The sequence below is a fragment of the Aurantimonas coralicida DSM 14790 genome (assembly GCF_000421645.1).
Classification (GTDB): Bacteria; Pseudomonadota; Alphaproteobacteria; order Rhizobiales; family Rhizobiaceae; genus Aurantimonas; species Aurantimonas coralicida.
In genome coordinates this window covers 146,584-159,092 of record NZ_ATXK01000002.1, presented here as the reverse complement: position 1 = coordinate 159,092, position 12,509 = coordinate 146,584, and the positions used below count along the sequence as shown (strand labels likewise).

At 67.2% G+C, this 12,509-nt stretch carries 12 protein-coding genes; 7 read left to right on the top strand and 5 right to left on the bottom strand.

Annotated elements, in window-relative coordinates; translation table 11 throughout:
- Nucleotides 1-124 precede the first annotated feature (124 nt).
- The 4 genes from msrB to H536_RS0105275 form a co-directional block, all read right to left on the bottom strand.
- Nucleotides 125-631, bottom strand: a complete 507-nt coding sequence (gene msrB / locus H536_RS0105290) for a peptide-methionine (R)-S-oxide reductase MsrB (RefSeq protein ID WP_024349476.1) — start codon at nucleotides 629-631, stop codon at nucleotides 125-127.
- A gap of 224 nt (nucleotides 632-855) precedes the next feature.
- A complete protein-coding gene (locus H536_RS0105285; RefSeq protein ID WP_024349475.1) occupies nucleotides 856-1,428 on the bottom strand; it encodes a fasciclin domain-containing protein in 573 nt (190 codons plus the stop codon).
- Between the two features lie 171 nt (nucleotides 1,429-1,599).
- Nucleotides 1,600-2,034 (bottom strand): alternative ribosome rescue aminoacyl-tRNA hydrolase ArfB, encoded by a 435-nt coding sequence (gene arfB / locus H536_RS0105280; RefSeq protein ID WP_009211073.1) that lies wholly within the window; start codon nucleotides 2,032-2,034, stop codon nucleotides 1,600-1,602.
- Between the two features lie 158 nt (nucleotides 2,035-2,192).
- A complete protein-coding gene (locus H536_RS0105275; RefSeq protein WP_024349474.1) occupies nucleotides 2,193-3,803 on the bottom strand; it encodes a phosphoenolpyruvate carboxykinase in 1,611 nt (536 codons plus the stop codon).
- Nucleotides 3,804-4,166: 363 nt separating this feature from the next.
- On the opposite strand from H536_RS0105275, the gene H536_RS0105270 reads away from it, so the two are divergent.
- The 6 genes from H536_RS0105270 (at nucleotide 4,167) to H536_RS0105245 (ending at nucleotide 8,887) form a co-directional block, all read left to right on the top strand.
- Nucleotides 4,167-4,646, top strand: coding sequence for a pyridoxamine 5'-phosphate oxidase family protein (locus H536_RS0105270; protein ID WP_024349473.1), 480 nt, complete (start codon nucleotides 4,167-4,169; stop codon nucleotides 4,644-4,646).
- Nucleotides 4,647-4,942: 296 nt separating this feature from the next.
- On the top strand, nucleotides 4,943-5,644 hold the full coding sequence (locus H536_RS0105265; protein WP_009211076.1) for a response regulator transcription factor: 702 nt from the start codon (nucleotides 4,943-4,945) through the stop codon (nucleotides 5,642-5,644).
- Nucleotides 5,645-5,663: 19 nt separating this feature from the next.
- Complete coding sequence (locus H536_RS0105260) at nucleotides 5,664-7,487, top strand: sensor histidine kinase (RefSeq protein ID WP_024349471.1); 1,824 nt, start codon at nucleotides 5,664-5,666, stop codon at nucleotides 7,485-7,487.
- The gene (locus H536_RS0105255) at nucleotides 7,484-7,942 is read left to right on the top strand and encodes an HPr kinase/phosphorylase (protein ID WP_024349470.1); all 459 of its coding nucleotides are present in this window, start codon (nucleotides 7,484-7,486) and stop codon (nucleotides 7,940-7,942) included. The genes H536_RS0105260 and H536_RS0105255 overlap by 4 nt, the downstream gene beginning before the upstream one ends.
- Nucleotides 7,943-8,129: 187 nt before the next feature.
- Nucleotides 8,130-8,531, top strand: coding sequence for a PTS sugar transporter subunit IIA (locus tag H536_RS0105250; RefSeq protein ID WP_009211079.1), 402 nt, complete (start codon nucleotides 8,130-8,132; stop codon nucleotides 8,529-8,531).
- A gap of 68 nt (nucleotides 8,532-8,599) precedes the next feature.
- Nucleotides 8,600-8,887 carry an HPr family phosphocarrier protein gene (locus H536_RS0105245; protein ID WP_024349469.1) on the top strand — a complete coding sequence of 96 codons (288 nt, stop codon included), beginning with the start codon at nucleotides 8,600-8,602 and terminating at the stop codon, nucleotides 8,885-8,887.
- 21 nt (nucleotides 8,888-8,908) lie between these two features.
- On the opposite strand, the gene H536_RS0105240 is transcribed toward H536_RS0105245, so the two are convergent.
- The gene (locus H536_RS0105240) at nucleotides 8,909-10,732 is read right to left on the bottom strand and encodes a hypothetical protein (RefSeq protein ID WP_155898397.1); all 1,824 of its coding nucleotides are present in this window, start codon (nucleotides 10,730-10,732) and stop codon (nucleotides 8,909-8,911) included.
- A 201-nt stretch (nucleotides 10,733-10,933) separates the two neighbouring features.
- Between H536_RS0105240 and ahcY the strand changes: the two genes are divergently transcribed.
- Nucleotides 10,934-12,334, top strand: a complete 1,401-nt coding sequence (ahcY, locus tag H536_RS0105235; RefSeq protein ID WP_024349467.1) for an adenosylhomocysteinase — start codon at nucleotides 10,934-10,936, stop codon at nucleotides 12,332-12,334.
- Nucleotides 12,335-12,509 lie beyond the last annotated feature (175 nt).

Below are 12,509 nucleotides of genomic sequence, written 5' to 3'. Positions count from 1 at the left end.
CAATCGTTCGCCGTTCCGCATCCGGTTCGCCGGTTGACGCGCATCGTCGCACCGCTTCCTTGCCAAACGAAAAACGGCGGCCCGCTCGCGCGAACCGCCGTTCCGTCAATCCGCCACGAACCGGTCAGGAGGCCGTGGTCGGACCGGGTCGGAAGTTCAGCGCCACGCCGTTCAGGCAATGCCGCTTGCCGGTCGGTGCGGGGCCATCGTCGAAGATATGGCCGAAATGACCGCCGCAGGTGGCGCAATGGACTTCGGTCCGCGTGTAGATCAGCCGGAAATCCTCGCGGGTGCCGATCACGTCGTCGGACAGCGGCGCCCAGAAACTCGGCCAGCCGGTACCGGAATCGAACTTGGTCTCGGACGAATAGGCCGGCGTGTCGCAGCCGGCGCAGGCGTAGAGACCGGATTTCTTGTTGTCGTTGAGCTGGCTGGAGAAGGGCCGCTCGGTCGCCTCCTCGCGCAGCACTGCGAACTGGTCCGGGGTCAGCAGCTTGCGCCACTCCTCCTCGGTCCTGGTAACGGGGAAGGTTTCGTCCTTGGCGTGGGCGCCGGCGCGAAAGAACAGGCTTCCGCCGATCGCCGTCACTGCCAGGGCGGCCGTGCTTGCCAGGAAGTTTCGTCTGCGCATGGGACATCTCCTTCTGTGGGCCGGCTGATGTGATCCGCGCGGCGGGCGCGCCGCAGCGATCCCTTGCCGATCGCCGCCATTCACCGGATATGGCTTGCTTCGCTGCCGCATGCCAGCTTGTTACGCAGAAGTGACAAACGACGTATCCCGCGCCGGTGACGGCGCGGGAGATCGGTTGGCGGGACCGCCGCAATCGGGGAAGGTCGGCGGCCCGCCGGAGCCGATTACATGGACGGCATCAGGACCGTGTCGATAACGTGCACGACGCCGTTCGACTGCATGACGTCGGCCTGGATCACCGTTGCGGTGTTGCCGGCGGCGTCCATGACGACGATGTTGTCGCCGTCCATGCCGAGCGTGATGTTCTCGCCGGCGACGGTCGGTGCCGGGTGCTTGCCGCCATCATCCTCGATCATCTTCATCGCCGCTTCCGACGACGCCTTGGCCGGGACCACGTGATAGGTCAGGATCTTGGCCAGCTTTTCCTTGTTCTCCGGCTTCAGGAGATCATCGACGGTGCCGTCGGGAAGCTTCTCGAAAGCCTCGTTGGTCGGCGCAAAGACGGTGAACGGGCCTTCGCCGGAGAGCGTCTCGGCCAGACCGGCGGCCTTCACGGCGGCGACCAGCGTCGTCAGGTTGGAGGCGGCGGAAGCGTTCTCGACGATGGTCTTTTCCGGGCTCATCTCGGCGCCGCCGACCGTCGGCATGTCCTGCGCGAAGCTGCCGGCGCTGAAGCCGACGGTGCCTGCTGCAACGAGCGAGGCGATGGCGGCCGAACGGATAAGGGTCTTGATCATATCAATAGTCTCCCAGTGAAACTTGGATTTCCGCGGAAATCTCGGTTCCTCCCGGTCAGGAGGATACGGGAGATACGAAGGGTCGGGCCGCGCGGCTTCGAAAGATGCGATCACGGCTGCGTCAGTCGAACTTGACCGGCAGACGGCCGGTCCGCCCCGGGTTTCGCCGGTTCAGTCGTCGACCCGTCCGCGCAGGTTCTTGATCTGGGAGCGGCCCTTCTTGGCCTTCAGGCGCCGCTCGACCGAGCCCTTGGTCGGGCGGGTCTTGCGCCGCGGCGGCAGGGGCGGCTTCAGGGCTTCGCGGATGAGCGCGGCCAGCCGCTCGCGCGCATCCTCGCGGTTGCGCTCCTGGCTGCGGAAGCGTGACGCCTCGATCAGGACGTCGCCGTCCTTGGTCGCCCGTTGTCCGGCAAGCCGCAGCAACCGGCGCAACGTATCGGGATAGAGCGCGGCCGACTGGGCGGCGGCAAAGCGCAGCTGGACCGCGGTCGAGACCTTGTTGACGTTCTGTCCGCCCGGTCCGCCGGCACGGATGAACTGCTCCTGCAGATCCCCGCCGGAAATCGTCACGCGCTCGTTGATGATCAGATCGTGATCGCCGGCCATGCCCTGCCCCGTCTGCGACCGGCGGCCGCGTCCCGATGGGCATCGATAGCGCTGCCGGCTCCGGGCGGCAATGCGGCGGCGCGCGAATGGGTTCCGGAAGGTCGGTGGAGGCCCGCCGGCGCCGCGCAGTCTGGCGGCGCCGGTAGGGAACGACGGTGCTATTCGGCGGCGAGCGCCTGGGCCGGGGCCGCCTGCATCACTTCGACATCGACGTGATCCTCGAACTTGGCGAAGTTCGACCGGAACATCGACACCAGCCGTGCGGCCTGCGCGTCATAGGCGGCCTTGTCCGTCCAGGTGGCGCGCGGGTCGAGAATGGTCGTATCGACCCCCTCCACCGCGACCGGCACCTGGAAGCCGAAATTCGGATCGGCGCGGAACTCGGCATCCTTCAGGCTGCCGTCGAGCGCCGCCGAGAGCAGTGCGCGGGTCACCTTGATCGGCATGCGGTGGCCGGTGCCGTAGGCGCCGCCGGTCCAGCCGGTGTTGACCAGCCAGCAATCGACCTGATGCTGGGCGATGAGGTCGCGGAGCAGATTGCCGTATTCGGCGGGATGGCGCGGCATGAACGGCGCACCGAAGCAGGTCGAGAAGGTCGCCTCCGGCTCGGTCACGCCGTTTTCGGTGCCCGCCACCTTGGCGGTGTAGCCCGACAGGAAGTGGTACATGGCCTCGGCCGGGGTCAGCCGGGCGATCGGCGGCAGCACGCCGAAGGCGTCTGCCGTCAGCATGATGATGTTGCGCGGATGGCCGTCGACGCCGGTGTCGCTGGCATTGGGGATGAAGTGCAGCGGATAGGCGGCGCGGGTGTTCTCGGTCAGCGATCCGTCGTCGAAATCGGGCACGCGGTTCTCGTCGAGAACGACGTTCTCCAGGACGGTGCCGAAGCGGCGGGTGGTCGCGAAGATTTCCGGCTCGGCTTCGGGCGACAGGCGGATGGTCTTGGCGTAGCAGCCGCCCTCGAAGTTGAAGATGCCGTTTTCGCCCCAGCCATGCTCGTCGTCGCCGATCAGCGTGCGACGCGGGTCGGCGGAGAGCGTGGTCTTGCCCGTGCCTGACAGGCCGAAGAACACGGCGCCATCGCCGTCCGGCCCGACATTGGCCGAGCAGTGCATCGGCATCACGCCCTTCTCCGGCAGGATGAAGTTTAGCGCGGTGAACACCGACTTCTTCATCTCGCCGGCATAGGAGGTGCCGCCGATCAACACGATCTTGCGGGACAGATCGACGCCGATGACGGTCTCGGTGCGGCAGCCGTGGCGCTCGGGATCGGCGCGGAAGGACGGCAGGTCGATGATGGTCATCTCCGGCACGAAGTCGCGCAGCTCGTCCTGCGACGGCCGGATCAGGAGATTGCGGATGAACAGCGAGTGCCAGGCATATTCCGTGACGACGCGCACCCGGATGGCGTTCTCGGGGTCCGCGCCGCCGATCAGATCCTGCACGAACAGATCACGGCCGGCGGCCGCGGCCTGAAAATCCTCGCGCAGCCGTTCGAAGGCCTCGGGCTCCATGGCGGCGTTGTTGTCCCACCAGACGGCCGGGTCGGTCATCTCGTCGCGGACGATGAACTTGTCCTTGGCCGAGCGGCCGGTGTGCTTGCCGGTGGTCGCCACGAAGGCGCCATGCGCCGTAAGCCGGCCTTCGCCACGGCGGATAGCGGTTTCGATCAGTTCCGCTTCGCCGAGGTTCCAGCGCACGGAGGACAGGCCATCGAGCCCGGTCGTCTCGATTCCGCAGTCAGGATTTCTCGTGCCGATCTCGTCCACTGTCGTCTCCTTGCCGGAAGCCCGCGTCTGCCAGGCCAGCGCCCACCATGTTTGCCGCGCGTCCACTAACTACCCAGCGGCTTCCAACAAGCAAGCCCTCCGGGCGGAAAATCGACAATCAGAACAGTCACTTAATCGATTAAATCCGGACGCCTCCCGATATGATCGATTTAAATCGCGGCGGGAGAGCGGCGCCATGGCGCGGTCGCGGCGGCATGGCGGACCTGTCCGTCCGGACGCCTCTTCCGGGCTCGCATGATCAGCGCGACCGCCGCGATCGCGCTGGCACCTTTCCCGGTCCGCTGCATTGTCCCATTGGAGAGCACCGGTTCCGGTGCAGGAAGAATGCGACAGGAGAACGCCATGACCACCAGCGACACCGACAAGTTCTGGGAGACGATCGGCAATTTCGACACCTGCATGGTGGTGACGCGCGACGGCGGCCGGATGCGGGCGCGCCCCATGGCGCTGCGCCTGCGCGGCGACGACCGGAAGCTCTATTTCCTGACCGAGCGCATGACTCACAAAGTCGAGGAGATCGCGCTCGACGACGATGTCGCCTGCACCTTCTCCAAGCATGGGCAGTACATGTCGCTGTCGGGACGCGCGGAAGTGGTGGGCGACCGGTCGCTCGTCGCCGATCTGTGGGATGCCTCCGCCGAAGCGTGGCTGCCGGAGGGCAAGAACGATCCCGACGTGGTCGTTCTCGTCGTCGATCCGGACTCGGCGGAAATCTGGGATGTGAAAGCCAGCAAGATCACTCAGGCCTGGGAGTTCGCCAGGGCCTATGTCGGCGGCAAGGAGCGGCCGCAGATCGGCGAGCAGCGCAAGGTCGATCTCTAGAGCCGCCGAGCCACCACCCCGCGACCGGCAGGTCCCCGGGATGGTGCCGGACACAGGACGAAGCCGCCGCGCGGGATGCCGGCCGGCCGAAAACTTCCGCTACGTCTTTGTAATTTTCCAATCCCGCCACATTTATCGCTGATTGGCGCTGCCGATGGCGCGTTCCCTGTTGCGGAACGCATCAGCAGAAGGGACATCTGCCTCGACGGCCGCGACCAGTGATCCTGCCGGGCGCGGCCGAGCCCCTCTCGCGACACGCACGTCGCTGCGAGGGACGGAAACTGGAGAAGATCGCAATGCCAACCATCGCCCTTGTCGACGACGACAGGAACATTCTCGCGTCGGTCTCGATCGCGCTGGAGAATGAGGGCTACCGGGTCGAGACCTACACCGACGGCGCGTCCGCGCTGGAGGGCCTGCAGTCCCGACCGCCGAATCTCGCCATCTTCGACATCAAGATGCCGCGCATGGACGGGATGGAGCTGCTGCGGCGCCTGCGCCAGAAATCCGATATTCCGGTCATCTTCCTCACCTCCAAGGACGAGGAGATCGACGAATTGTTCGGCCTGAAGATGGGGGCCGACGATTATATCCGCAAACCGTTCTCGCAGCGCCTGCTGGTCGAGCGGGTGCGGGCGATCCTGCGGCGCGGCGCGCCGCGCGAGGCGGCAAAGCCCGGCGGCCCGGTGCCCGAATCCTCGCTGGAGCGGGGCCAGCTCGTGATGGACCAGGAACGCCACACCTGCACCTGGACCGGCCATCCCGTGACGCTGACCGTCACCGAGTTCCTCATCCTGCACTCCCTCGCCCAGCGGCCCGGCGTGGTGAAGAGCCGTGACGCCCTGATGGACGCGGCCTATGACGAGCAGGTCTATGTCGACGACCGCACCATCGACAGCCACATCAAGCGGCTGCGCAAGAAGTTCAAGGCGATCGACGACGACTTCGACATGATCGAGACCCTCTACGGGGTCGGCTACCGCTTCCGGGAAGCGTGAGCGGGCCCTAGAAAGGTCGATGGTGTCCATCAGCGAAACAGAAGCCGGCGATGGCGGTTCGGAGCGGCGCAACCGACGGCGGCGCGAGGCGATCGTGCGCGGCCGCCTGCGTCGGCTGCCGTTCATCCGCCGGGTGCTCTACCGCACGCGCTGGCTGCTCGGGCACACGATCTTCTCGTCGCTGACGCGGCGCATCGTCTTCCTCAATCTCGTCGCGCTGATCGTCCTCGTCTCGGGCATCCTGTATCTCAACCAGTTCCGCGCCGGGCTGATCGACGCCCGGGTGGAGAGCCTCCTGACCCAGGGCGAGATCATCGCCAGCGCCATCGCCTCGTCGGCGACGGTGGAGACCAACTCGATCACCCTCGATCCGGAGCGTCTCCTGGAGCTCCAGGCCGGCGACACGCTGGCGCCGAGTGCCGATTCCACCGACAGCCTCGACTTTCCGATCAATCCGGAGCGGGTCGCCCCGCTGCTCAGACGATTGATCTCCCCGACCCGCACCCGGGCGCGTCTTTACGACCGCGACGCCAATCTCATCCTCGATTCCCGGCATCTGTATTCGCGCGGCCAGATCCTGCGCTACGACCTGCCGCCGGTCGCGGTCGATGAGGAGCCCGGCTTCGGCGAGATGCTGGCCGACTGGTTCCAGCAATTGTTCCAGCGCCGCGACCTGCCGGTCTATCGCGAGACGCCGGGCGGCTCGGGCGCCGCCTATCCGGAGGTGATGAACGCCCTGACCGGCGGCCCGGCCACGGTGGTGCGGGCGACCGAGGGCGGCGAGCTCATCGTCTCCGTCGCCGTGCCGATCCAGCGCTTCCGGGCGGTGCTCGGCGTTCTGATGCTGTCCACCCAGGGCGGCGACATCGACAAGATCGTGCAGGCCGAGCGGACCGCCATCGTGCGGACCTTCGCCGTCGCCTCGCTGGTGACCATCGTCCTGTCGATCCTGCTCGCCTCGACCATTGCGACACCATTGCGGCGGCTGTCGGCGGCCGCGATCCGGGTGCGGCGCGGCGTCAACGAACGCACCGCGATCCCCGATTTCGGCGACCGTGCCGACGAGGTCGGCAATCTGGCCACCGCGCTGCGCGACATGACCAATTCGCTCTATGCCCGGATGGACGCGATCGAGACCTTCGCCGCCGATGTCAGCCACGAGCTGAAGAACCCGCTGACCTCGTTGCGGAGCGCCGTCGAGACGCTGCCGCTGGCCCGCACCGACGCCTCGCGCGAGCGCCTGCTCGACATCATCCAGCACGATGTGCGCCGGCTCGACCGGCTGATCACCGACATTTCGGACGCCTCGCGCCTCGATGCGGAGCTCGCCCGCCAGATCGCCAGCAAGGTTGACCTCTCCCAGCTCCTGCGCGCCGTGGTGGAGGGCGCCCGCAGCCAGTCCAAGCCCGACCGGCAGGTCTCGATCACCTTCGACAAGCAGGCGCTGCCCGGCTCGATCAAGGACGGCTACGTGGTGACCGGCCACGATCTGCGGCTGAGCCAGGTCTTCACCAACCTGATCGAGAACGCCCGCTCCTTCGTCCCCGAAACCAACGGCCGCATCGACGTCCTCCTGCGCCGCCGCAACAGCCGCGTCGTCATTGTGGTCGAGGACAACGGCCCCGGCATCCAGGCCGAGATCATCGACCGGATCTTCGAGCGCTTCTATACCGACCGGCCCTCGGCCGAGGCCTTCGGCCAGAATTCAGGCCTCGGCCTGTCGATCAGCCGGCAGATCGTCGAAGCCCATGGCGGGACGATCCGGGCGGAGAACATCGCCGACAGCGACGCGCCGAACGGCGTCGCGGGTGCGCGGTTCATCGTGTCATTCCCGGCCGAATGAGCGAACCGGCCAATCTCCACGGCTGCGCGATCCGGATCGGCGATCTCGGCATTCTGATCCGCGGCCCGGCGCGCAGCGGCAAGTCCTCCCTGGCGCTGTCGACTTTGCGCCGCTGCAGTGCGTTGAACCTCGAAGCGCTGCTGGTGGCCGACGACCGCGTCGTCGTCGCACAGGAAGGCGGCAACGCCGTCTCGATGTCGGCGCCGGCCACGCTCGCCGGGCTGATCGAGGTCTCCGGCATCGGCATCCTGCGGGAGCCTTTCGCGGCCTCCGCCCGCCTCGGCCTCGTCGTCGATCTGGTCGATCCGGCCGGCATCGAACGGTTGCCGGAGCCCCGGACGGCCGAGATTCTCGGGCAGGCGATCCGGCGGGTGGAACTGCCGGCACGCGAGGCCGGTTTCGGCGCCGACATCCTTGCCTCGCTGGTGCTTTCACCGCCCGTCAACGACGTCTGAGACAATGGTGACCGGCAAGTACGCAGCGCGTGATCATTTAACTTGCGTATCCGCCGAAGGATGGCGAGGATGCGCGCCCGTGGAGGTCGGCTTTGCCGCATCTCCCGCAGCAGATATGCGGCCGAACGGCCCAGCAGTTCAGGGAGGCCGCCGCGATGCCGGGCCAGACTAGCGTGAGGGACGGCGTATGATCGGTCTGGTACTCGTGACCCATGGCCGGCTTGCCGATGAATTCCGTCACGCGGTCGAGCACGTCGTCGGCCCGCAGGACGCCTTCGAGACAATCTCGATCGGCCCCGAGGACGACATGGAGCAGCGACGCGTCGATATCGTCGAGGCCGTCGCCCGGGCGGAACGCGGCGCCGGCGTGATCATTCTCACCGACATGTTCGGTGGAACGCCCTCCAACCTCGCCATCTCCGTCATGGACGGCAATCGCGTCGACGTCCTGGCCGGCGTCAACCTGCCGATGCTGATCAAGCTGGCCAGTGTGCGCGAGGAAAAACCGCTGGCGGTCGCCCTCGTCGAGGCGCAGGAAGCCGGCCGCAAATACATCAACGTCGCCAGCCGGGTGCTGAGCGGCAAGTGAGCACCAATGCCGGCACTCCGAGCGATACCAATTGCCCTGCCCCGGCCGATGCCGGCAGGCCCAGCCTGATGACCCGGTCCGCCACCCCGCCACCCCGCACCCTGACCATCGTCAACAAGCGCGGCCTGCATGCCCGCGCCTCGGCGCGTTTCGTGCAGACGGCCGAGGCGTTCGATGCCGAGCTGACGATCTCGCGCGACGGCATGACCGTCGGCGGCCAGTCGATCATGGGGCTGATGATGCTGGCGGCCAGCAAGGGCACGACCATCGAGGTCGCCGCCACCGGCAATGACGCGGACGCCGCGCTCGATGCGATCGAGAACCTCGTCGCCAACCGTTTCGGCGAGGACAGCTAGCCGCGTTGCCCCTGCGCCCGGTCAGTCGGCCGGCGGCACTGCGTTGCCGGGCGCGCTCGCGGCTGTGTCTTCCTCGCGGGTGTCCGGCCTGGGGACAGCGTTCGTGCCCTCTTCGCCCGTGCTGCCTTCTTCAGCGTCTCCGTTTCCGGCCTGACCGGCCTCCGGGGGAGCAGCGGGCATCTCCGCGCCCTCCGTCCCGGTCGCTTCGCCGCTGTCCGGCGCCGGTTCGGCGCCTGCGGCATCTGGTGCCTCGGCAATCAGCAGCTTCCACAGATCGGCGGTGGCGGCCTTGGCGCGCTCCATCGGCAGGATGAAGCGGCCGGAATTCACCGCCGCCACGAGATCGTCACGCAGGCCCGCGGCAATGCGGTCGCCGCCGGCCGCCGCGATGGTCGCCCAGCCATAGGCACGCATGCCGTTGCGCGGCGTCTCGATGCCTTCATAGTAGCCGAAGGCCAGCCGCCGGATCGCCGCCCAGTCACGCTGGCCGAAGGCGGCGACTTCCGCCGCGTGACGGGCTTCGCCGGCGGGCGTCCGGCGCCAGCGCAGCTGTGCATCGTCCTCGGCGGCTGCCACCTCTTCCGGGCTGAGACGCCCCTGGACCGCCGCGAGACTGTCGTCGGCGATGGCGATCCCGTCGGCCCGCGCCAGCAGCAGCGCCACATAGGCACCGCGCAGTCCGTCCTGCGGAATCGCGACGCGCGGGTTCAGTGCCAGCGCACGGGCGAGGAGCCCGATGGCCGCCCGGTTATCCTTTTCCACCGCCGGCAGGAGGATCGTCACCGCCCGCACGATGTCCTGTGGCACGCCGCGGCCGGCGATCAGAGCGTCAGCCGTCGTCAGCACCGCGGCGAGGTCCGCATCGGGTCCCGACACGAGGGTATCGGGATCGAGGAGCGCGATGGCCGGCGCCGGCCCGGCGGCGACCGACGGTGCGAGCGCCACGATCTCGGCGGCGCCCACCGGTGCATCCCCGGTCAGGCGGGCGAGATCGAAGGGCGCGGCGGGCTGCAGCCGCAGGCTCAGCCGGTCCGGCTTTGCCAGGAACGCCTGCACGCTTGCCGACCACTCGCGGGCCATGGCCTGCAGCTGCGGATCGGGCGCACCCGGCATGTCGGCAAACACCGCCGCGACGCCGATGCCGGCCATCATGCCGGCGGTGCCGCGGGCCTGATCGGCGGTCATGCCCTGCATCGCGCCGACGACATGGTAGAGCGCCTCCACCAGCCCGGCGTCGGTAAAGCTCGCTTCCGCCGATTGCAGGCGGCCTGCCAGCACCGGATCGTCGCTTCCCGTGCCCCCCTCGAAGTCGTCCAGGGGTAGGAGGATGTGGAAGCCGCGAAGGTCGGCGGACAGGTCGAGGGTTCCCACGCCGTCGATCGCGACCGACGCCTGCAGGTCGTAGTCGGCTGCCGCGACGTCGGTGCGGCCGGCCACGACGATGTCGCCGGTCAGGACTTCCCGGACGAGCTGCTGCAGGACAGCCCGCACGGGCGGGTCGAGCGGCAGGGCGCGTGTGTCGACGGCGACGGATTCATAGACCGCCTGTTCGGCCGACAGGCGCATCTGGCCGATTTCCGCGGTGAAATCGTCACGGCGGATCTTCAGACCGGTCACGATCAGCGCCTGTGTCACATCGTCGTAACGGCGCGCGTCGTAGGTAATCTCGGCGACGCCCCGGCCCGCATAGAGGGCGAGGTCGAACAGATAGGGCGAATAGGGCAGCGCGAACTCGAACAGGCTGCCCGCAAGCGCGCCCTCGCTGCCACCGGCCGCCTCGGCGGGGCCGTTCGCCACAAGGAGCCCGCACAGGCCCGCAGCCAGCATGCCACACCTCAGGCCCATCACCGTCTCCTCCTCCCGCGCATTGCCGCGGCAGGCTATCCCCAAAACCGGCGCGGGCAAAGCGCGGCGCATCCAATCAAGACATAAGCAAATGTTTATGTCCCCTTGTCCGAAAGGCGCAAGACTGGTAGATCGCTGCTAATGCGACCGGGGGAAACCCCGGCCGACCACCCAATTTCCCACCGTACGAATGGATTGCACATGGCCAACGCACAGGATTACGTTGTCAAGGATATCTCCCTCGCCGCCTACGGCCGCAAGGAACTCGACATCGCCGAGACCGAGATGCCGGGCCTGATGGCCTGCCGCGAGGAGTTCGGCAACGACAAGCCGCTCAAGGGCGCGCGCATCACCGGCTCGCTCCACATGACGATCCAGACCGCCGTCCTCATCGAGACGCTGCGCGATCTCGGCGCCGACCTGCGCTGGGCTTCCTGCAACATCTTCTCGACCCAGGACCATGCCGCCGCGGCGATCGCCGAGGCCGGCATCCCGGTCTTCGCCATCAAGGGCGAGAGCCTCGAGGAATACTGGACCTACACCGACGCCATCTTCCAGTGGCCGGATGGTGAGCCGTCCAACATGATCCTCGACGATGGCGGCGACGCCACGATGTACATCCTGCTCGGCGCCCGCGCCGAAGCCGGCGAGGACGTGCTGTCCAACCCGGGCAACGAGGAGGAGCAGATCCTCTTCGCGCAGATCAAGAAGCGCATGGCCGCCACCCCGGGCTTCTTCACCAAGCAGCGCGACGCCATCAAGGGCGTGACCGAAGAGACCACGACGGGCGTCAACCGCCTGTACCAGCTGCAGAAGAAGGGCCTGCTGCCCTTCCCGGCGATCAACGTCAACGACTCGGTCACCAAGTCGAAGTTCGACAACAAGTATGGCTGCAAGGAATCGCTGGTCGACGGCATCCGTCGCGCCACCGACGTGATGATGGCTGGCAAGGTCGCCGTCGTCTGCGGTTACGGTGACGTCGGCAAGGGCTCGGCCGCCTCGCTGCAGGGCGCCGGCGCCCGCGTGAAGGTCACGGAAGTCGACCCGATCTGCGCGCTGCAGGCCGCTATGGACGGCTTCGAGGTCGTTCAGCTCGAGGACGTCGTCTCCAGCGCCGACATCTTCATCACGACGACCGGCAACAAGGACGTCATCCGCATCGAGCACATGCGCGAGATGAAGGACATGGCGATCGTCGGCAACATCGGCCACTTCGACAACGAGATTCAGATCGACGCGCTGAAGAATCTCAAGTGGACGAACATCAAGCCGCAGGTCGACATGATCGAGTTCGCCAAGGGCAACCGCATGCTGCTGCTGTCGGAAGGCCGTCTGCTGAACCTCGGCAACGCCACCGGCCACCCGTCCTTCGTGATGTCGGCGTCCTTCACCAACCAGGTGCTGGCGCAGATCGAGCTGTTCACCAAGGGCGAGAAGTACGGCAACGAGGTCTATGTCCTGCCGAAGCATCTCGACGAGCGTGTTGCCCGTCTGCATCTCGCCAAGCTTGGCGCAAGGCTGAGCGAGCTGTCCGCCGAGCAGGCCTCCTACATCGGCGTGGAACAGCAGGGCCCATACAAGCCCGAGCATTACCGCTACTGATCCCGTCCGGACACCGGGCCCGAATCAGACGAACCGCCGGGGCGCAAGCCGTCCCGGCGGTTTTTCTTTTCCGCCCGCCGCGTTGTTGTGGATTGCGCAGGATTCCGCAGTGGCTACTATGTCCGAATCGCGGCTGCCGGTGGGTGGACCGGTCGCTGCGTCAGCGTTTCTTTGC

Bases quoted from the DNA above. Each gene is read 5' to 3' on its own strand.
- H536_RS0105245 (WP_024349469.1), top strand. From the start codon at position 8,600: ATGACCCGGTCCGCCACCCCGCCACCCCGCACCCTGACCATCGTCAAC.
- H536_RS0105260 (WP_024349471.1), top strand. From the start codon at position 5,664: ATGGTGTCCATCAGCGAAACAGAAGCCGGCGATGGCGGTTCGGAGCGG.
- H536_RS0105250 (WP_009211079.1), top strand. From the start codon at position 8,130: ATGATCGGTCTGGTACTCGTGACCCATGGCCGGCTTGCCGATGAATTC.
- arfB (WP_009211073.1), bottom strand. From the start codon at position 2,034: ATGGCCGGCGATCACGATCTGATCATCAACGAGCGCGTGACGATTTCC.
- H536_RS0105265 (WP_009211076.1), top strand. From the start codon at position 4,943: ATGCCAACCATCGCCCTTGTCGACGACGACAGGAACATTCTCGCGTCG.
- msrB (WP_024349476.1), bottom strand. From the start codon at position 631: ATGCGCAGACGAAACTTCCTGGCAAGCACGGCCGCCCTGGCAGTGACG.
- H536_RS0105285 (WP_024349475.1), bottom strand. From the start codon at position 1,428: ATGATCAAGACCCTTATCCGTTCGGCCGCCATCGCCTCGCTCGTTGCA.
- H536_RS0105270 (WP_024349473.1), top strand. From the start codon at position 4,167: ATGACCACCAGCGACACCGACAAGTTCTGGGAGACGATCGGCAATTTC.
- H536_RS0105255 (WP_024349470.1), top strand. From the start codon at position 7,484: ATGAGCGAACCGGCCAATCTCCACGGCTGCGCGATCCGGATCGGCGAT.
- ahcY (WP_024349467.1), top strand. From the start codon at position 10,934: ATGGCCAACGCACAGGATTACGTTGTCAAGGATATCTCCCTCGCCGCC.
- H536_RS0105240 (WP_155898397.1), bottom strand. From the start codon at position 10,732: ATGGGCCTGAGGTGTGGCATGCTGGCTGCGGGCCTGTGCGGGCTCCTT.